At 72.6% G+C, this 19,379-nt stretch carries 13 protein-coding genes; 4 read left to right on the top strand and 9 right to left on the bottom strand.

The features are described from left to right. Positions 1-14: 14 nt before the first annotated feature. The gene (locus tag ACGH52_RS28050) at positions 15-1,979 is read right to left on the bottom strand and encodes an acyl-CoA dehydrogenase family protein (RefSeq protein ID WP_210974482.1); all 1,965 of its coding nucleotides are present in this window, start codon (positions 1,977-1,979) and stop codon (positions 15-17) included. Between the two features lie 292 nt (positions 1,980-2,271). On the opposite strand from ACGH52_RS28050, the gene ACGH52_RS28045 reads away from it, so the two are divergent. Beyond that, positions 2,272-3,285, top strand: coding sequence for a LacI family DNA-binding transcriptional regulator (locus ACGH52_RS28045; protein ID WP_399943308.1), 1,014 nt, complete (start codon positions 2,272-2,274; stop codon positions 3,283-3,285). 48 nt (positions 3,286-3,333) lie between these two features. Here ACGH52_RS28045 and ACGH52_RS28040 read toward each other — a convergent pair whose 3' ends face one another. Genes ACGH52_RS28040 through ACGH52_RS28015 form a run of 6 tightly spaced genes read right to left on the bottom strand, consistent with a single transcriptional unit; the run spans position 3,334 to position 12,038 of the window. After that, positions 3,334-4,074 (bottom strand): hypothetical protein, encoded by a 741-nt coding sequence (locus ACGH52_RS28040; RefSeq protein ID WP_399943305.1) that lies wholly within the window; start codon positions 4,072-4,074, stop codon positions 3,334-3,336. A 38-nt stretch (positions 4,075-4,112) separates the two neighbouring features. After that, complete coding sequence (locus ACGH52_RS28035; protein ID WP_399943302.1) at positions 4,113-6,347, bottom strand: glycosyl hydrolase family 95 catalytic domain-containing protein; 2,235 nt, start codon at positions 6,345-6,347, stop codon at positions 4,113-4,115. Next, the gene (locus tag ACGH52_RS28030) at positions 6,344-8,326 is read right to left on the bottom strand and encodes a beta-galactosidase (protein WP_399943298.1); all 1,983 of its coding nucleotides are present in this window, start codon (positions 8,324-8,326) and stop codon (positions 6,344-6,346) included. The genes ACGH52_RS28035 and ACGH52_RS28030 overlap by 4 nt, the downstream gene beginning before the upstream one ends. Next, positions 8,326-9,246, bottom strand: coding sequence for a carbohydrate ABC transporter permease (locus ACGH52_RS28025; protein WP_399946895.1), 921 nt, complete (start codon positions 9,244-9,246; stop codon positions 8,326-8,328). Before ACGH52_RS28025 ends, ACGH52_RS28030 begins: the two co-directional genes overlap by 1 nt. 41 nt (positions 9,247-9,287) lie before the next feature. Further along, positions 9,288-10,325, bottom strand: coding sequence for a sugar ABC transporter permease (locus tag ACGH52_RS28020; RefSeq protein WP_059300859.1), 1,038 nt, complete (start codon positions 10,323-10,325; stop codon positions 9,288-9,290). Positions 10,326-10,352: 27 nt separating this feature from the next. Beyond that, positions 10,353-12,038: an extracellular solute-binding protein gene (locus tag ACGH52_RS28015; RefSeq protein ID WP_399943296.1), complete on the bottom strand. Its 1,686-nt coding sequence runs from the start codon at positions 12,036-12,038 to the stop codon at positions 10,353-10,355. 331 nt (positions 12,039-12,369) lie between these two features. Between ACGH52_RS28015 and ACGH52_RS28010 the strand changes: the two genes are divergently transcribed. The 3 genes from ACGH52_RS28010 (at position 12,370) to ACGH52_RS28000 (ending at position 16,035) form a co-directional block, all read left to right on the top strand. Then, a complete protein-coding gene (locus tag ACGH52_RS28010; RefSeq protein WP_399943293.1) occupies positions 12,370-15,204 on the top strand; it encodes a glycoside hydrolase family 3 C-terminal domain-containing protein in 2,835 nt (944 codons plus the stop codon). A 176-nt stretch (positions 15,205-15,380) separates the two neighbouring features. Further along, positions 15,381-15,608: a glycosyltransferase gene (locus ACGH52_RS28005; protein WP_399943290.1), complete on the top strand. Its 228-nt coding sequence runs from the start codon at positions 15,381-15,383 to the stop codon at positions 15,606-15,608. Between the two features lie 13 nt (positions 15,609-15,621). Next, the gene (locus tag ACGH52_RS28000; protein WP_076976611.1) at positions 15,622-16,035 is read left to right on the top strand and encodes a cytidine deaminase; all 414 of its coding nucleotides are present in this window, start codon (positions 15,622-15,624) and stop codon (positions 16,033-16,035) included. Between the two features lie 10 nt (positions 16,036-16,045). Here the strand turns inward: ACGH52_RS28000 and ACGH52_RS27995 are convergent, their stop codons facing one another. Next, positions 16,046-17,491, bottom strand: coding sequence for an aldehyde dehydrogenase family protein (locus ACGH52_RS27995; protein ID WP_059300855.1), 1,446 nt, complete (start codon positions 17,489-17,491; stop codon positions 16,046-16,048). A 146-nt stretch (positions 17,492-17,637) separates the two neighbouring features. Further along, the gene (locus ACGH52_RS27990; RefSeq protein ID WP_399943287.1) at positions 17,638-19,287 is read right to left on the bottom strand and encodes a PucR family transcriptional regulator; all 1,650 of its coding nucleotides are present in this window, start codon (positions 19,285-19,287) and stop codon (positions 17,638-17,640) included. Positions 19,288-19,379 lie beyond the last annotated feature (92 nt).

Below are 19,379 nucleotides of genomic sequence, written 5' to 3'. Positions count from 1 at the left end.
CCGCGGTCCTCGGCTCAGCCGATGGCTCGGCGGACGTTCTCCTTGGTGCTGGCACCCGGTGTCGCGTCCGCGATCCACGGGCCGTCGCCCGAGGGATCGACGACGCCCTGCTCCAGCCACTCGTAGGCGCCGCCCAGCACGCCCTTGACGACCTTGCGGTCCAGGTCGTCGGTGTTGCTCCACAGGCGGCCGAAGAGTTCCTCGACGCGGATGCGGGACTGGCGGCAGAAGGCGTCGGCGAGCTGGTAGGCCTCGCGGCCGTGGTCGCCCTTGGCGCGCAGGTGCTCGGCGCGGACGCAGGCGGCGCTCATCGCGAACAGCTCCGCGCCGATGTCGACGATCCGACCGAGGAAGCCCTGCTTGGTCTCCATCCGGCCCTGCCAGCGGGACATGGCGTAGAAGGTGGAGCGGGCGAGCTTGCGGGCGGCGCGTTCGACGTAGCGCAGGTGACCGGAGAGGTCGGGGTGGCCGGACGGGTGGAAGTCGGCGTACGAGCGCGGGAGTTGGCCCGGTCCCGCGACGAGCTTGGGCAGCCACTTGGCGTAGAAGACGCCCGCCTGCGCGCCCGCCCTCGCCTTGTCGGACAGGGTCTTGTCGGGGTCGATCAGGTCCCCCGCGACCGAGAGGTGGGCGTCGACGGCCTCGCGTGCGATCAGCAGGTGCATGATCTCGGTGGAGCCCTCGAAGATGCGGTTGATGCGCAGGTCCCGCAGGAGTTGCTCGGCGGGGACCGCGCGCTCGCCGCGGGCTTCGAGGGAGGCCGCGGTCTCGAAGCCCCGGCCGCCGCGGATCTGGACCAGTTCGTCGGCCATCAGGCAGGCCATCTCGGAGCCGTAGAGCTTGGCGAGGGCGGCCTCGATGCGGATGTCGTTGCGGTCCTCGTCGGCCATCTGGGAGGAGAGGTCCAGGACGGCCTCCAGGGCGAAGGTCGTCGCCGCGATGAAGGAGATCTTGGAACCGACCGCCTCGTGCAGCGCGACCGGTTTGCCCCACTGCTCGCGCACCGCCGACCACTCACGGGCGATCTTCAGGCACCACTTGCCGGCGCCGACGCACATGGCGGGCAGCGAGAGGCGGCCGGTGTTGAGGGTGGTGAGGGCGATCTTGAGTCCGGCGCCCTCGGGGCCGATGCGGTGGGCGGCCGGGACGCGGACCCGGTGGAAGCGGGTGACGCCGTTCTCCAGGCCGCGCAGGCCCATGAAGGCGTTGCGGTTCTCGACGGTGATGCCCTCGGAGGCGGCCTCGACGACGAAGGCGGTGATGCCTCCCTTGCCGTCCTTGCCGCCCTCGCCCTTCTCCGGTTTGGGGACGCGGGCCATGACCACGAGGAGGTCGGCGACGACTCCGTTGGTGGTCCACAGCTTCACGCCGTCGAGGACGTAGTCGTCGCCGTCCCGGACGGCGGTGGTGGCCAGGCGGGCCGGGTCGGAGCCGACGTCCGGCTCGGTCAGCAGGAACGCCGAGATGTCGGTGCGGGCGCAGCGCGGCAGGAACGTGTCCTTCTGCTCCTGGGTGCCGAACATCTTCAGCGGCTGCGGCACGCCGATCGACTGGTGGGCGGAGAGCAGCGCGCCGATCGCCGGGTTCGCGGAACCGACCAGGGCGAGGGCCTTGTTGTAGTAGACCTGGGTCAGGCCGAGGCCGCCGTACTTGGTGTCGATCTTCATGCCGAAGGCGCCCAGCTCCTTCAGCCCGGTGATCACGTCGTCCGGGATGCGGGCGTCGCGCTCGATCACCGCCCCGTCGATCTTCGTCTCGCAGAAGTCGCGCAGCTTGGCGAGGAACTCCTCACCCCGCTGAACGTCCTCGTCGGCCGGGAGCGGGTGGGGGTGGAGGAGGTCGAGGCGGAAGCGGCCGAGGAACAGCTCCTTGGCGAAGCTGGGCTTGCGCCAGTCCTGTTCCCGGGCCGCCTCCGCGACCTGTCGGGCCTCACGTTCGGTGACGGTGGGACGGGAGGAGGGGGTGGGTGGTGCGGACATGAGGCTCACCTCGCCACGAATCGCCCTGCACGAACTTGCGGACGTACGTTACTAGTCGGTGCTACTCGATCGTATCTACCCGATCCCGGGCGACCCAGCCACCCTTCGTGCGGCCGTTCGGCCGATACTGCTGGGGGAGACTCGACGGGAGGAACGGGGAGGAGAGAGGAGTCGAAGCGCTTCGACTGGCTCTGGACACCCATCCTCGCTGCGGATACTGTCGAACCACCCTCGCCCGCCCCTGTTAGCCCCCGCGCTCTGTCGAAGCGCTTCACAAAACTTGGAGAGCTGGATGGTCACCCTCGCCGAGGTCGCCCAGCATGCCGGAGTCTCGGCGAGCACGGTGAGCTATGTCCTCAGCGGCAAGCGGTCCATCTCCACCACCACCCGGCAGCGGGTCGAGGAGAGCATCCGGAAGCTCGGCTACCACCCGAACGCGGGCGCCCGCGCCCTGGCCAGCAGCCGGTCGAACATCATCGCCCTCATGATCCCGCTGCGCACCGACATGTACGTGCCGGTGATGATGGAGATCGCCATCGCGGTCGCGGCCGGCGCGCGCACCCACGGGTACGACATCCTGCTGCTCACCGGCGAGGAGGGCCCCGACGCGGTGCGCCGCGTCACCGGCAGCGGACTCGCCGACGCGATGATCCTCATGGACGTCGAACTCGACGACGAGCGGCTCCCGCTGCTGCGCGACACCCACCAGCCGTCCGTGCTGATCGGACTCCCCGCCGACACCGAGGGCCTGACCTGCGTCGACTTGGACTTCCGGGCGACCGGCGCGCTCTGCGTGGAGCACCTGGCGCAGCTGGGCCACCGCGACATCGCGGTCATCGGCGAGGCCCCCGGCGTCTACGAGCGGCACACCGGCTTCGCCGAGCGCACCCTCGACGGTCTGCGCACCCGCGCACGGGAGCTGGGACTGCGGCTGCTGCACCGGCCCTGCGAGGGCGGGTACGACGCGATGGCCGCGACGCTGGCCCGGGTCTTCGACGAACGCCCGGACACCACCGGGTTCGTCGTCCAGAACGAGGCGGCGGTCGAACCGCTGCTCGCCCTGCTGCGCCAGCAGGGCCGGGCCGTGCCGGAGGACGTGTCGGTGGTCGCGGTCTGCCCCGAGCAGGTCGCCACCCAGGCCTCGGTGCGGCTCACCTCCGTCGCGGTGCCCGCGCAGGAGATGGGGCGGCGGGCCGTGGAACAGCTGGTCGCCAAGCTCGAGGGCCGGGGCAGCGACGAGGTCGTGCTGCTCGCGCCGGAGCTGACGGTCCGGGCCAGCTCGGGATCGGCGCCCGTCCGGCCGTAGCACTCCCCCGCCCGCTGCCCTCCCCCGCCGCCGGTGCGCTTCGTGCGGTCAGCCGCCGCTGACCGTCAGGCTGTCGGTGCGGAAGTCCAGGCCGCCGGCGGACGAGGTGATCTCGTAGCCGAACTGCACGTCACCGATGGTCTCGTCGCCCATCCAGCCCTTGGTGTCCTTGATCCACTTCAGGATCGGGAGGATGTTCACCGTGCCGGAGTCCGAGTCCGAGGTGCGCAGGAACGAGAAGACCTCGTTGGCGCCGTTGTCCCCCTTGTAGACGTTCCAGGTGTGACCGCCGAGGCTGACGGTCCCCTGCGAGGTGCCGAGGGGACCGACAGCGCCGTGGTGGTTGACCCAGAGCATGATCTCGTAGTCGTAGTCCGTGTCCCAGATGTCGTACGAGGTGTTGTACGCGCCGGACGTCGGGACCGTGACGTCGTAGCTGCTGGTGAGCGCGGAGAGCGAGGTGATCGGCTTGTTGATCACCTTCTTGGCGTTCGGGTAGGACTTGATGCCGCCGGTGTCGGGGTGGTCCGCCCGGACGCCCCAGTTCGTCCCGGAGTTGGCCCAGACGCACTGGCTTCCGGCGCCGGAGCCCCAGATGTTGTTGTAGAGGGTGTAGCCGTCCAGGGTGGTGTTGCCCCACTGGTCGCAGGAGTTCCAGACGGCGGCCTGGGCGGGGGCGGAGGCGAGACCGACGGTGGCGCCGAGCGCGAGGGCCGGGGCGAGGAGCGCGGTCAGGGTGCGCGTGCGGGCGCGGCTGCTGGTGCGGGTGGGGCGCGTGCGTGGTGCCATGGCGTTTCCTTCCATGGGTGGGGGGACGTGCGCTGGTGCTACCGCGCCTTGACGCTGATGACGCGGTCCTCCCCGGCGACGAGGTCGAGCGGTTCGGCGCCGGAGGGGGTCCTGAGTTCGATGCGGCGGGTACGGTCCGGGCGCAGGACGGCCGTCGCGCTGCCGTCGGGCGTCCAGGTGAGGTCGACGGCGGCCCCGAACCGGGTGCGTACGCCCCTGAGTTCGCCCCGCGGGCAGGAGGCGGGCAGAGCGGGGAGCAGGACCAGTCGGCCGGGGGTGGACTGCACGAGCATCTCGATGAGCACGGCGGGCAGGGCGTGCGCCGCGTCCGCGTTGTAGACGTCGCGGTGGGGGTAGTGCGCGCTCATCAGGGACACGTGGAAGTAGTCGCCGTCCAGTACCCGGCCGAGCGCGTGGGCGACCCGGTCGCCGTCGCGGAGCCTGGCCGCGACCAGGGCGTGGTGGAGGTGGCCGTGGGCGGAGTCGTTCTCGGCGCCGCGCAGTTCGAGGGCGCGGTGGGCGGCCTCGGCGAGGCGGGGGGTGTCGTACGGGTTGATCTCCTCCAGCGGCCAGACGCCGTAGAGGTGGCTGAGATGACGGTGGTCGTAGGTGTCGGCCAGGCCGGGCCGGGCCCACTCGGCGAGCGCCCCGTCGGCGTTGACCCGGTGCGTGGGGAGGCGGTCGGCGAGGGCGCGCCAGCGGTCGGCGTGCGCGGGGTGGCGGTCGGCGGCGGTGCGCAGGGCGTGCCGGGCGGCGGAGAGGTCCATCGCCGCGTTCAGAGTGCCCCAGCTCGCGTTCGCCGGGCGGTTCTCGGGCGAGTAGGAGGGCACGACGACCAGGTGGCCCCTCTCGTCGGTGCGGTGGAGGAAGTCCTCGTAGAAGAGGGCGACTTCGGCCAGGGCGGCGGTGGTGCGGGGGTCGTCGGTGCCGTGGGTCTCGTCGTGGTCGACGAGGGGCTTGAGCAGCCAGTCGGCGCCCGCGGTCCACAGGTGCAGCGGGTACTCGCGGCTGAAGTGGTACGTGTGGCCGGACTCGCCGTCGGTGTGCGAGGGCGCGACCACGCCCCGGGCGCCGAAGATCTCGCGGGCGTTGTCCCGCCAGTCGGGCCGCTGCCGGTGGACCAGGGCGGCGTGGGCCTCGGTGACCTCGGGGAGGGCGGCGGCCGCGGCGGAGGCGGTCTGGAGGTTGAGGTTGGCGTTGGTGGTGAAGGCGCCGGACCAGGCGGTGTTCCAGTCGCCGGTCCACAGGCCGGTGAGGCGGGGCGGGAGCAGGCCGCTCGCCGACAGGAGGTGGTAGCGGCCGGCGGCGAAGAGCCGTTCGAGGAGGGCGGGGCCGCCGGGCCGTCCGAGCAGGACCGAGCCCGGCAGGGCGCGTTCGGCGGGGTCGGCGGCGAGGTCGAGGGTGACGCGGTCGTAGGCGGTGCGGTGCCGGGTCAGGTGCCGGGCGAGGAGGCCGTCGTACGCCGACGAGTGCGGGGCTTGGTCCAGCAGGTCGCGCAGGGCGCGGCTCTCGGCGAGCGTGTCCAGTTCGCCGGTGTGGCGGTGCACCCGGGTCAGCAGCAGCACCTCGGTGGCGCCCTCGACGAGGACGCCCGGCGGGACGAGCTTCGTGGTGCCGCCGGTGACGGCGGCGAGGGTGACGCCGGTGTGGGCGAGGTCGCTGCCGGGGTAGCGGGCGCGCAGGGTGAGCAGGGCGCCCTCGGGGGTGAGGACGGCGCCGTGGCCGATCCGGAGCCCGGCGGGGGCGCCGGGGAGACGGGGGTCGAGGGACAGGTCGAGGGTGAGGCGCGGGGCGGTGACGCGCTGGACGATCACGTCGTCGGCGCGGGAGACGAAGACCCGGCTGGTCCAGGCGCCGCGGGTGGCCGTGGTCTCGCCGGTGGCGAAGTCGACGGCGCGGCGGTAGGGGGTGCGGGTGTCGTGGCCGTCGTGGGTGTCGTCGCCCGGTGCTCGGTTCAGGCGCAGTTGGAAGGCCGGGTGGAAGGCGCGTACCCAGCGCAGTGGGCGGCCGTCGGTGAAGTCCTCGGCGGCGGTGGTGTCGCCGGACAGCAGGCGGTCCTGGAGGGCGGGGAGTGCGGCGGCGAGCGCGGGCGGGCGGCGGTGTGCGTCGTCGCCGTCGGGGCGGACCAGGCTGTGGTGGGTGACGATCACCCGGTCGGCGTCCGGATCGCCGAACACGAGGGCGCCGTGGTGGCCGTTGCCGCTCAGGAAGGCGTCCTCCCAGCGGGCGGCGGGCTCCGGCTCCCAGGTGCCGTGCACGGGCGTGCCGCTCATGGTGTCGCCTCCGGGGCGCTCAGCACGGCCACGCCGTAGCGGCCGAGGGTGACGCGGTCGGTGACGACGGCGTCGGTCAGCAGGTCGCGGTGGGTGCCGGGGACGTCGACGGTGACCGGGGCGCGGCCGTGGTGGAGGAGGAACAGCAGGCCGCCCCGGCGTACCGCCTCGACGTCGGCCGGGAGGGCGTCGAGCACCGGGCGGACGCCCGCGTCGGCCGCGGCGCGGGCGAGGAGGTCGCGCAGCGCGTCCGGCTCGGGGAGGGTGGAGAGGTACCAGGCGCTGCCCTTGCGCAGGACGGCCGGGAGTCCGTCCAGCTCGCCGCCCCGGTACGGGACCGTCTCGGACGCGGTGCCGTCGGGTTCGATCTCCTCCGACCAGAGGGTGCCGCGGAAGCCGTCGCAGTCGGCGCCCTCGTCGGCGTCCAGGGGCCACCACTCGTGCAGGGTGCGGATGCCGAACAGCTCGCGCAGCCGGGCATCCATGCCGCCGGGCCTGATCCGGTCGTCCGGGTCGGCGACCCCGGTGAGGAAGCCGCAGACAAGGGTGCCGCCGCGGCGGACGTGGGCGAGGAGGTTGTCGATGGCCGCGTCGGTGAGGGCGTAGAGCTGGGGCACGACGACGACCTTGTACGGGGTGAGGTCGTCCTCCGGGTGGGCGAAGTCGGTGGTGAGGTGGGCCCGCCACAGCGCGCGGTGCCAGCTGCGCAGGAGGTCCGCGTGGTCGACGCGGGCGGAGGGGCGGGCCTCCTGGTCGGCGGCCCACCAGGAGTGCCAGTCGTGCAGGACGGCGATGTCGGCGCCGATGGTGCCACCGGCCGCGTACGGGCCGAGTCGCGCGAGGTCGGCGCCGAGCCGGACGACCTCCTGGTACGTACGGCCCTCCTCCCCCGCGTGGGACACCATCCCGGAGTGGAACTTCTCGGCGCCCTGCCGTGACTGCCGCCACTGGAAGTAGCAGACGGCGTCGGCGCCGCGGGCCACCGCCTGGAGCGACCAGAGCCGGTTGAGGCCGCGCGGCTTGGGGTGGTTCACGCCGCGCCAGTTGACGGGTCCCGCCGCCTGTTCCATCAGCATCCATGGGCCGCGCGCCTGCGAGCGGGTCAGGTCCTGGACCAGGGCGCCTTCCTGGGCGCCGAACGGGTCGCGCGGGTCGGGGTAGAGGTCGACGGAGACGACGTCCTCCTCCTCGGCCCAGCGCCAGCCGTCCTGGCCGGACCACAGCGGCATGAAGTTGGTGGTGACCGGGATGTGCGGGGTGTGGCGGCGGACGATGTCGCGCTCGGCGGTGTAGCACTCCAGGAGCATGTCGGAGGTGAAGCGCCGGAAGTCCAGCACCTGGGCGGGGTTCCTCAGGTAGTGGGCACGGCGGGGCGGGGCGACCTCGGCCCAGTCGCCGTAGCCCTGGCTCCAGAAGGCGGTGCCCCAGGCGGTGTTGAGGGCTTCGAGGGTGCCGTAGCGGTCCTGGAGCCAGTGGCGGAAGCGGGTGGCGGCCTCGTCGCCGTGGTCGTAGGTGCAGTACTCGTTGTTGATGTGCCACAGGGTCAGGGCCGGGTGGCTCGCGTACCGCGCGGCCAGGGCCTCGGTGATCGCGGCGGCGTGGCGGCGGTAGACGGTGCTGGAGTGCGAGAAGTGCTGGCGGCCGCCCCACCACTCGGTGCGGCCGTCCGCGTCGCGGGGCAGGGTGTCGGGGTGGAGGTGGCCCAGCCAGGGCGGGGGCGAGGCGGTGGGGGTGGCGAGGACGACGCCGATGCCGCCCTCGTGCAGCAGGTCCATGAGCCGGTCCAGCCAGCCGAAGTCGTGGACGCCGGGGCGCGGTTCGAGCCTGGACCAGGAGAAGACGCCGAGGGTGACGGAGTTGACACCGGCGGCCCGCATCAGGCGGACGTCCTCGGGCCAGGTCTCCTCGGGCCATTGCTCGGGGTTGTAGTCGCCGCCGTAGAGGATGCGCCGGCCGGTGACGTCGGAGAGGTCCGGCATCAGCCCTTCACCGCCCCGGTGAGCATGCCCTTCCTGAAGTGGCGCTGGACGAAGGGCGACAGCACGGCGACCGGCAGCAGGGCCATCACCATCACGGCCATCTGGACGGCCAGGCCGGACAGTTCACCGGTCTTGATGGCCTGGCCGAGGCCGACCGGCGCCTCCTGCTTCTGCACCAGCTGGATCATGACGTTCTGCAGGGGCAGCATGTCCTGGTCGTTCAGGTAGAGGGAGGCGTTGAACCAGGCGCTCCAGTAGCCGACGGCGTAGAACAGGGTGATCACCGCGACGACCGCGCGGGACAGCGGCAGGACGATCTGCCAGAGGATGCGCAGGTCACCGGCGCCGTCGATGCGGGCGCTGTCGATCAGCTCCTGGGAGATGCCCATGAAGAAGCCGCGCAGCACCAGGATGTTGAAGACGCTGATGGCGCTCGGCAGGATCAGCGCGAGGTAGCTGTCGGTCAGGCCGAGGGACTGCACCAGCAGGTAGGTGGGGATGAGACCGGCGCTGAAGAACATCGTGGCGAGCAGCACCATGAGGATCGAGCGGTGGCCCAGCGAGCCGCTGCGGGAGAGCCCGTAGGCGCACAGCACGGACACCGCCATGGAGAACAGGGTGCCGACGAGCGTGACGCCGATGCTGACGAGTGCGGCGCGGGTGACCTGGCCGCCGCTGAGCAGTTCCTGGTAGGCGACGAACGTGATGTCCTTGGGGATCATCACCAGACCGCCGGCCTCGTCGATGGACCTGCGGCTGGACAGGCTGGTGACGACGACGATCCACAGCGGGAACAGGATGGCCAGGCAGGCCAGGAGCAGCACGAGTCCCTTGCCGGCGAGTCCGGCGCGGCTGGGCTTCTCCTCCCACACGGGGCGGGGCGGGGCCGCCCACGGGCGGGGCCGGCGCGCGTCGCTCACGGCGGTCGTCTCTCGTACGGCCGTCGCTTCGGGTACGGCGGTCACTTCTTGTACACCCCCTGCTCGCCCATGAGGTGGGCGACCTTGTTGGCCACCAGCACCAGGCCGAGGCTGATGACGCCCTTGACGAGCCCCGCGGCGGCCGCGTAGCCGAAGTCCTGGTTGCGCACGCCGTTCCACCACACGAAGGTGTCGAGGACCTCGGCGGCGCCGGGGCCGACGGCGTCGCGTTGCAGCAGGATCTGTTCGAAGCCCACCGTCAGGGCGTCGCCGACGCGCAGCACCAGCAGCAGGGCGATCACCGGGCGCAGCGCGGGCAGCGTGACGTGCCACATGCGGCGCCAGCGGTTGGCGCCGTCCATCGCGGCGGCCTCGTACAGGTCGGGGCTGACCGAGGCGAGGGCGGCGAGGAAGACGATGATTCCCCAGCCGGCGTCCTTCCACACGCTCTGCGCGGTGACCAGGAACTTGAAGGTGTCCGGGTCGGTCATGACGCTGAGCCCGTCGTACCCGTGGTCGCGCAGCAGCTGGGACAGCAGCCCCGCGCCGCCGAGCAGCTGCTGGAAGACGGCGATGACCAGCACCCACGAGAAGAAGTGCGGCAGGTAGAGGATGGCCTGCGAGATCGCCCGCACCCGGGGCCTGACCACGCTGTTGATGAGCAGCGCGAGCCCGATGGGGATCGGGAAGTACAGCAGGAGCTGGAGCGCGAAGAGCACGAGGGTGTTGCGGACGGAGTTCCAGAAGGCGGAGTCCTCGAAGATCCGCTGGAAGTTCTCCAGGCCCACCCAGGGGCTGTGCAGGATGGAGACGACCCCGTTGTCGCTGAGGTACGGGTCGTACTCCTGGAAGGCGACGACGTTGCCGAGGATCGGGACGTAGTTGAAGAGCAGCACCAGCAGCACGGCCGGCAGGGTCATCAGCAGCAGTACGCGGTCGCGCCGGAACCGCAGCCGCAGGCTCGGCTTCCCCGGGGTGCGCTTTTGGCCGCGGGGGCCGGTGGCGTCGCCGGACGCCACCGGGGTCTTCTTGGTCGCATCGGCCTCGGTCCTGGTCCGAGGCACCGTGCTGTGGGACACGGTGGTTCTCCTTGCCTCGGTACCTGGTCAGCCGGCCGCCGGACCGTTCTCGTCGAGGAGTTTCTGGTACCAGTCGCGCAGCTTGTCCCCGCCCTTGCTCTTCCAGTCGGAGACGGCCTGCTGCATGTCGCCGATCTTCTTGCGGCCGCGGACGATGTCGTCCTCCAGCTGCTCGAAGTCGTTGGAGAGGTTGGTGTAGCGGGCGGGCTCGACGATCTGCATGCCGTAGAACGTGGGCTTCCTGGTGACGGCGCCCGTCCGCTGCTGCCACTCGACCTGCCCCTTGGCGACCTCGGGGAAGTCGGGGTGGGCGATGGTCGCGGCGGGGCTCGCCACCATCACGTAGGCGTTCATCACGTCGATGTTGCCCTGGTCGGTCTTGGTGGGCACGCCGTCCTCGACGGTGTAGTGGGTGCCCTCGACGCCGTAGTTGGTGGCCATGTACTCCTTGGTCCCGTACGGCGCCGCGGTGACGTTCGCGACGGCCAGCACGTCGCGGATCACGGACTTGGACGCCTTCTTGTTGACGAAGGCGAAGATGCTGGCCGGGTTCTGCGCCCACAGCGTGGGTTCACCGCCGTCGTGCCCGAAGAAGTCCATGCCCCAGATCCTGAACTCGGGGTTCTGGCTGGCCTGTTCCGCGGTGCGGCTCCACCACTGGGAGATGTCCTGGTTGTAGACGAGGAACTCGCCGGCGGCGAACTTGGGTCCGGGGTCGGCGGCGTTGGACTTGCCGAGCTTGGCGTCGGGGTGCACGACCCCGGCCGCGAACAGCTTGCGCGTCCACTCCAGCGCCTCGAGGTACTCGTCGGTCTCGGCGCGGTAGACCAGCTTGCCGTCGACCTGGTTCCAGCCGAGCGACTTCTCGTTGCCGGAGAGCACACCGAAGGCGTTGAAGGCGGTCCACTTCATGTCCAGGCAGGCCCAGCGCTTGGCCCTGGCGTTGGTGGCGTCCTTGGCGAACGCCATGAACTCGTCGCAGGAGCGGGGGACTTCGTAGCCCTCCTTCTCGAAGACGTCCCGCCGGTACAGCGGCACGATGCCGGACACGTACGAGGACGGCATCGGCAGGCCGAGCAGCTTGCCGCCGAAGATGGACCGCCGCCAGGCGTCGGTGGGGATCGCGGCGAGGTTCGGGTACTCCTTGACCGCGTCGCCGGACAGGTAGGGGCCGAGGTCGGCGAACTTGCCGATGATGGCGCTGGGTATCTTGCCGGTCATGTTCCAGCCGGGCACGACCACCACGTCCGGCACCTCGCTGGAGGCGAGGACCGCGCCCAGCTTCTGGTCGTAGGTGTTGCCGTCCTGGTTCTGCCAGACCACGTCGACGCCGATGAGGTCGTTCATCGCCCGGTAGTAGGCGTTGTCCTCCTTGGGCGGGGAGCCCCAGAACGGCGACATGACCGTGATCTCGCCGCCCTTGCCGAGCTTCTGGGGCACCGAGGTCTTCAGGTCCGCGAGGTCGAGCTTGCTCGTGAAGCCGACCGCGGAGCCGTTCTTGCTGGGGATGTCGGGCGTGACGACGCTGCCCGCCACGTACGCCGGCAGCAGCTTCTCGGCGTCCTTGCCCGACGTGGTGCCCTCGCGCGAGCCTCCGTCGGATCCGCCGCAGGCGGAGAGCAGCGGCACCCCTCCCGCCACCGCCGCGGTGGCGACCGCGGTGGAGGCGAGGAAACTTCTCCGGCTGGGACCGGAGGCGGCGTTCGGCGTCATGTGCGTCAACCCTTCGTGCCTTCGTGGCGCACCACAGGAGACCCGACGGGGTCGTCGGCTGCGGTGTGGTGAGGGAACTGAAACCAGCGGTGTCGAAGCGCTTCGATGTTGCAGCGAGGTTAAGTTAACCCCTCGGGGGGCACAAGGGTCGTCCCCAAGATTCCTGCCCGGCGCCACCGGCAACGGTCATGGCCGAACTCCGCCTTCCGACGATGCGATACGGCACGGGCACAGACATGATCCGGCGCAGTGTCTTGACACCTGCCCAGGGCTGCACCCAGCATCGAAGCGCTTCGACGTCCTACCCGCACCATCGCAAGGGGACCTCCACGTGACCGCACCCACGCCGCCGTTCCGTGATCCGCGACTGCCGTTCGCGAAGCGCGTCGACGACCTGATGTCGCGGCTCACCCTCGACGAGAAGACCGCCCTCCTGCACCAGTTCGCGCCCGCGGTCGAGCGGCTCGGCATCGCCGCCTTCCGCACCGGCCAGGAGGCGCTGCACGGCGTCGCCTGGATGGGCCCGGCGACCGTGTTCCCGCAGGCCGTGGGGCTCGGCGCCACCTGGAACGAGGAGTTGGTGCGGCGGGTCGGCGAGGCGGTCGCCGAGGAGGCCCGGGCGATGCGCGCCCGCGACGAACGCGTCGGCCTCAACGTCTGGTCCCCGACCGTGAACCTGCTGCGCCACCCGCTGTGGGGCCGCAACGAGGAGGGGTACTCCGAGGACCCGAAGCTCACCTCGGCCATCGCCACCGCCTACACCCGCGGCCTGCGCGGCGACCACCCGGCGTACTGGCGCACCGCGCCCGTCCTCAAGCACTGGCTCGCGCACAACAACGAGACCGACCGGGACACCTCCTCGGCCTCCGTCCGCCCGCGCGTCCTGCACGAGTACGACCTGCGGGCCTTCCGCGAGACGGTCGAGGCGGGCGCGGTGGCCGGGGTGATGCCCGCCTACAACCTGGTCAACGGCCGCCCCAACCACCTCTCCCCGTACCTCGCCGAGCACCTGCGGACCTGGACGGAGGACGAACTCCTGGTCTGCTCGGACGCGGGCGCGCCCTCCAACCTGGTCGACTCGGAGCACTACTTCGACACCCACGAGGAGGCCACCGCCGCCGCGCTGCGGGCCGGGGTGGACAGCTTCACCGACCACGGCACGGACTCCTCGAAGATCGTCACGCGCCTGCGGGGCGCCCTGGAGCAGGGCCTGCTGACGGAGGCGGACGTGGACGCGGCCGTACGCCGTCAGCTGTCGGTCCGTTTCCGGCTCGGCGAGTTCGACCCGGAGCACGACCCGTACGCGGGCCCCAGCGACTTCGACACGCCGGAACACCGGGCGCTGGCGCGGGAGGCCGCCGAGCAGGCGGTGGTCCTGCTCAAGAACGACGGCGTCCTGCCGCTGGCCCCCGACACCCGCGTCGCCGTCGTCGGGCTGCTCGCCGACGAGTGCAAGCTCGACTGGTACAGCGGCACGCTCCTCCACCGCTCCACCCCGCTGGAAGGCCTGTACGAGCGGTTCGGTGCCGAACGGGTGAGCTTCGCGGAGGGCGTGGACCGCGTCCGGCTGCGCACCGCCGAGGGCGCCTTCCTGCACGTCCTCCCGTCGGACGGCTCCCCCGCCGAGGCGCTCGGCACGGAGGGCGCCCTCGACCCGGCCCTGCTCGCCGGACGCACCGACCTGCCGCCCCTGACCACCGACGCCGTCGGCACCGAACTGGCGCTCGTCGACTGGGGCGAGGGCGTGCTCACCCTGCGCGCGCCCGACGGCCGCTACCTGTCCGTCGCCGAGGACGGCTTCGTGCGCGCCTCCGCCGACCAGCCCGGCGGCTGGGTCGTGCAGGAGACCTTCCGGCTGGAACCCCATGCGAGCGGTCACCTCCTGAGGCACACGGGAACGGGGCGTCTCGTCCAGGTCGCCGCCGACGGCGTGAAGGTTGCCGCGGACGACGCGGACGCCACCGTCTTCGAAACGGTCGTCGCCGAACGCGGCGAGGACGCGGTGACGCGGGCGGCGGCGGGCGCGGACGTGGTCGTCGTGGTCGCGGGCAACGACCCGCACATCAACGGCCGCGAGACCGAGGACCGTACGACGCTGCGCCTGCCCACCCACCAGGAGCGGCTGCTGCGCGCGGCCCGCGCCGCCAACCCGGCGACCGTGCTGGCGCTGGTGTCCGCCTACCCGTACGCGGTCGACGCGGCGACGCTCCCGGCGGTGCTGTGGACCGCGCACGGCGGCCAGGCGGCCGGCACCGCGCTGGCCCGCGTCCTCGCGGGCGACGTCTCTCCCGCCGGGCGCCTCCCGCAGACCTGGTACGCCGACGACGCCGACCTGCCCGGCCTGCTCGACTACGACGTGATCGGCGGCCGCCAGACCTACCTGTACTTCGAGGGGACGCCGCTGTTCCCGTTCGGGCACGGCCTGTCCTACGCGTCCTTCGGGTACGGGGACCTCACGGCCCGGGTGCGGGACGGGTCGGTGACCGTGTCCTTCACGGTCACCAACACCGGGGAGGTGCCCGCCGACGAGGTGGCCCAGCTCTACGTCCGCGCCCAGGACCCGTCGGTTCCGCGTCCGCGCCGCGAGCTGCTGGCCCACCGGCGGCTCACCCTCGCCCCCGGGGCCTGGGACCGGGTCGCCTTCGAGGTCCCGCTCTCCGCCTTCGCGTTCTGGGACGTCGCGCACGGCCGGTGGCGGCTGGAGCCGGGTCCGTACGCGCTGCTGGTGGGCGCCTCCAGCGAGGACGTGCGCCTGTCGACCACCGTCGTCCTCGACGGCGAGCCCGCCGCGCCGCGCCCGGTCGGGACACGCGGTCTGGCAGCGGCCGACTTCGACGAGCAGAGCGGCACGGAGATCGTCGACCGTACGAAGACCGTGGGCGACGCGGTGACGGCGGTGACCGGACGGAGGGGCGAACTCCTGTACCGCGACTGCGACTTCGGCACCGGCGTGAGAGGGGTGACCGTGTCGGTCGCGGGCACGGGCTCGGTCGAGGTCGCCCTGGACGGCGGCCCGGCGGTGGCGGTCCTGTCGCCGGACGCGCCGACCGCGGGGCCGTACACCTACGTGGACCTGGAGAGCGCCTTCACCGCGCAGGGCGTCCACGACCTCCGCATCAGGCTGCGCGGCGCCCTGCGGCTCGCGCACGTCGGCTTCTCCGGTTGAGGGGCCGGAGGAGGCAGGGAGCGGGGCCCGGTACCGGTGCCTACCGGTACCGGGCCCCCGACTCGCCGCCGCAGCAGTTCGGGGAAGGTGGCGTCCTTGAGCAGGAAACCGGCCGCCCCGATGCCATTCTCGCCCCGGTCAGGCCGTGACCCGGGCCCGCGCCGGGGCCGGAGTCGGTGCCGGGGCATGCCGTCGACGGCCGCTCGGTCGCGGCGCCGGCGGACCGGCTGATCAGGCTCCTGCGCGATCCCCGGCTCGCCCGCGCCATGGGCGACGCGGGCCGCCGCTGGGTGCGTACGGCATGGTCCTGGGACCACTCGTACACGACGCTGCGGGACCTGCTGTCGGGTCGGACGGCGGGCTGCCGCACAGTGGGACCGGCCGACACCTCGCACCACACCTGACATGGCGGAGACGATGACCTCACCGACGAAGCCCGTCGACCTCGAACTCGTCGAGGCCGCGGCGCACGTGGCCCGCACCCGTTGCCGGGGCGACCAGCACACCATGGCGGCCGCGGCCCGCGCCCGGGACGGCCGGATCGTCACGGCGGTCAACGCCTACCACTTCACCGGCGGCCCCTGCGCCGAGCTGGTCGTCGTCGGTGCGGCGGCGGCCCAGGGCGTGTACGAGCTGGAGACGATCGTCGCCGTCGGCGACCGCGAGCGCGGGGTCGTCCCGCCGTGCGGCCGGTGCCGTCAGGTCCTGCTCGACTACTTCCCCGGGCTCAAGGTGATCGTCGGGGACGGGGACCGCGTGCGCGAGGTCCCCGTCGCCGACCTGCTGCCCGAGACGTACGTCTGGGCGGACCACCAGCTCGACGCCGGGTGAGACCGGGGCGTCAGAGCGCGAGTCCGGTGAGGACCAGCACCCGCTCGTAGGTGTAGTCGTCCATCGCGAACCGCACGCCCTCGCGGCCGACGCCGGACTGCTTGGCGCCGCCGTACGGCATCTGGTCGGCGCGGTAGGAGGGGACGTCGCCGATGACCACGCCGCCGACCTCCAGGGCGCGGTGGGCGCGGAAGGCGGCCTGGAGGTCGTGGGTGAACACGCCTGCCTGGAGGCCGTACTTGGAGTCGTTGACGGCGGCGAACGCCTCGGCCTCGCCGGTCACCTTCTGCACGCTGAGGACGGGGCCGAAGACCTCCTCGTGGGCGAGGGTGGTGTCGGCGGGAAGGTCGGTGAGGACGGTCGGGGCGTAGGAGGCGCCGTCGCGCTTGCCGCCGGTGAGGAGCTTGGCGCCCGCGGCGACGGCCTCGTCCACCCAGGACTCCACGCGCTCGGCGGCGGCCTCGCTGACCAGCGGGCCGACGTCCGTCGCGTCGTCGTTCGGGTCGCCGGTGACCTGGGCCTCGACGGCGGCGACGACGCGGGGCAGCAGGCGGTCGTAGACGGCCGCGTCGGCGATCACGCGCTGCACGGAGATGCAGGACTGGCCGCCCTGGTAGTTGGAGAAGGTCGCGATGCGCGCCGCGGCCCGGTCCAGGTCCTCGTCGCTCGCCCAGTCGGCGAGGACGACGGCCGCGCCGTTGCCGCCCAGCTCCAGCGTGCAGTGCTTGCGGGGCACCGAGTCCATGATCGCGTAGCCGACGGTCTCGGAGCCGGTGAAGGAGATGACCGGCAGGCGCTCGTCCTGGACCAGGGCGGGCATGCGGTCGTTCGGGACCGGGAGGATGCTCCAGGAGCCGGCGGGCAGCTCGGTCTCGGCGAGCAGCTCGCCGAGGATCAGGCCGGACAGGGGGGTGGCGGGGGCCGGCTTGAGGATGATGGGCGCCCCGGCGGCGATCGCGGGGGCGATCTTGTGGGCGCACAGGTTGAGCGGGAAGTTGAAGGGCGCGATGCCGAGGACGACGCCCTTGGGGAAGCGGCGGGTGAGGGCGAGGCGGCCCTGACCGCCGGCGTCGGTGTCCAGGCGCTGGGCCTCGCCGCCGTTGAAGCGGCGGGCCTCCTCTGCGGCGAAGCGGAACACGGAGACGGCGCGGCCGACCTCGCCGCGGGCCCACTTGACCGGCTTGCCGTTCTCGGCGGAGATCAGACGGGCGATCTCCTCGGTGCGCTCCGTCAGGCGGCGGCTGACGTGGTCGAGGGCGGCGGCGCGGAGGTGGGCGGGGGTGGCGGCGAACTCGTCCCGTACGGCGTACGCGGCGGCCACGGCCTCTTCGACCTGGGCCTCGGTGGGGAGGCTCACCGTGCCGACGGTGGTGCCGTCCCAGGGGGACGTGACGTCGAAGCCGGACTCGCCGGTGGCCTGGCGGCCGGCGAGCCAGAAGGCGTGGGTGGAAGTCATTGTCGAGTTCCGGCCCTTCCGCGTTGGGGGTGGTGGTGGCGATTGCGGGTGCGGGTCCACGGTAGGGCGGGGTGGGGCAGGGGGTGTTTGTCCGGGGTGTAGTGATGGGGGTGGGCTGTTCGACGCGGTGGCCAGGTGGGTGGGAGTTACTCGGGTGCCGTCGCCTTCAAAGCCAGCCACAGCTCCATGCGGACGTCCGGATCGTCCAGGGAGCGGCCGAGGATCTCCTCCACCCGGCGCATCCGGTAGCGCAGGGTGTGGCGGTGGACGCCGAGGTCGGCGGCGGCCGCGTCCCACTGGCCGTGGCGGGCGAGCCAGGCGCGCACGGAGGCGACGAGGTCGCCCCGGCCGGTGGCGTCGTGGTCGCGCAGGGCGCGCAGGAGGCCGTCGGCGAAGGCGCGCACCGCGTCGTCGGCGAGGAGCGGCAGGACCGAGCCGGCCGCCACGTGCTCGTGCTCCACGCAGACGCGGCCGCGTCGGCGGGCGACCGACAGGGCCTGCTGGGCCTGCTTGTAGGCGGCGGACGCGGCGATGGGCCCGGACGGGGCCGAGAGACCGACGACCAGGCCCTCCTCGTCGCCGCCCGCGCGGGACTCGGACACCGGGCGGGCGGCCTCCAGCGCCGACGCGTGCTCGACGCAGGCGGCGACGGCCGAGCCGCCGTCGGTGGCCAGCACCACCAGGCGTTCGCCCTCGGGGACGACCAGCACCGCCTCGCCGGAGCGGGCCGCCGCGGATTCCACGACCTCGGTGAGGGTGCCGAGCGGGTCGCTGCCGGTGTCGCCGCCCGTGTCACCGGTGGACTGGGCGGCCGTGGACGCCCTGTTCCTGGCCGCCCCCGACTCGGCGACGATGATCCGGAACGGTGCGTCGAGCAGACCGCCGTAGAGGTCCCCGGCGACCGTGCGCGCGTGGTCGGGTTCGCCGGCCAGCAGCATGCGCAGTACGGCCGCGTCGATGCGGAGCCCGGCCTCGTGCAGGGAGCGGGAGCGTTCCGTGGTGAGGGTCAGCAGGGCGATGGCGGAGTGGACGGCGTACCGCTCGGCGGTGCCCGGGGCGGCGGCCGTGCCGACGGCGAGCGCGGAGCGGGGCCTGCGGGAGGTGCCCAGGGAGTGCAGCTCGACCCGGTCGGCGTTCTCGGGGTGTTCGGAGTTCCCGGTGCCGCCGACCACCGACGAGGCCGGGGCGGGGCGCTCGCGCAACCGTTGCACGTCCGCGGTGAGCCGCGCGGCCCTGCGGCCCGCCCACTCCGGTGCGGTGGCGACGACGGCGCCCGAGGCGTCGTACAGCGCCGCCCAGCCGTCGACCTGGGCGGCGAGCGCGGCCAGCAGGCCCTCCGGTCCGTCGGCCAGGGCCCGCCGGGTCAGCTCGCGCTGGGCGGCGAAGCCCGCGGTGACGGCGCGGTACTGGTCGGCGGCGATCGCGGCGGAGACGGCCTTGCTGATGGCGAGGAAGGGGGTGCGGCGCGGCACCTCCAGGAGCGGCAGCCCTTCCCGCCGGGCCGCCTCCACCAGGGCCTCGGGGACGTGGTCGTAGTTGACCCCCACGGCGAATCCGAGGCCCACCACTCCGGCGTCCGCGAGCCGTTTCACGTACCGGTGCATCGCCTCGGGGTCCTCGGCGTCCAGCTTGAGGGCGGTGATCAGCAGCAGTTCCCCGCCCTCCATGTAGGGCACGGGGTCGGCGAGTTCGCTGACGTGGGCCCAGCGCACCGGCACGTCGAGGCGGTCCTCGCCGGCGCGCACGGTCAGCTTCAGCGCCGAGTGGTGGACGAGCGAGGCGAGCGTGGGGGGCATGGGGCCTGGGCCTTCGGGTCTGCGTCGGGGTGTGAGGCTGGCTGCGGGGCCGGTGTGGACTCCGTGTGATCTTTTGGCCGCCGCGTATGAAC

It is taken from the genome of Streptomyces sp. BBFR25, from assembly GCF_044590125.1.
GTDB lineage: Bacteria > Actinomycetota > Actinomycetes > Streptomycetales > Streptomycetaceae > Streptomyces > Streptomyces canus_D.
Note: the sequence above shows the minus strand (reverse complement) of the source record. Positions and strands in the feature narration are given on the sequence as shown.

What these genes read in the sequence shown, in the direction of transcription:
- ACGH52_RS28045 (WP_399943308.1), top strand. Translation starts at nt 2,272, where the DNA reads ATGGTCACCCTCGCCGAGGTCGCCCAGCATGCCGGAGTCTCGGCGAGC.
- ACGH52_RS28035 (WP_399943302.1), bottom strand. Translation starts at nt 6,347, where the DNA reads ATGAGCGGCACGCCCGTGCACGGCACCTGGGAGCCGGAGCCCGCCGCC.
- ACGH52_RS28000 (WP_076976611.1), top strand. Translation starts at nt 15,622, where the DNA reads ATGACCTCACCGACGAAGCCCGTCGACCTCGAACTCGTCGAGGCCGCG.
- ACGH52_RS28050 (WP_210974482.1), bottom strand. Translation starts at nt 1,979, where the DNA reads ATGTCCGCACCACCCACCCCCTCCTCCCGTCCCACCGTCACCGAACGT.
- ACGH52_RS28040 (WP_399943305.1), bottom strand. Translation starts at nt 4,074, where the DNA reads ATGGCACCACGCACGCGCCCCACCCGCACCAGCAGCCGCGCCCGCACG.
- ACGH52_RS27990 (WP_399943287.1), bottom strand. Translation starts at nt 19,287, where the DNA reads ATGCCCCCCACGCTCGCCTCGCTCGTCCACCACTCGGCGCTGAAGCTG.
- ACGH52_RS28030 (WP_399943298.1), bottom strand. Translation starts at nt 8,326, where the DNA reads ATGCCGGACCTCTCCGACGTCACCGGCCGGCGCATCCTCTACGGCGGC.
- ACGH52_RS28015 (WP_399943296.1), bottom strand. Translation starts at nt 12,038, where the DNA reads ATGACGCCGAACGCCGCCTCCGGTCCCAGCCGGAGAAGTTTCCTCGCC.
- ACGH52_RS27995 (WP_059300855.1), bottom strand. Translation starts at nt 17,491, where the DNA reads ATGACTTCCACCCACGCCTTCTGGCTCGCCGGCCGCCAGGCCACCGGC.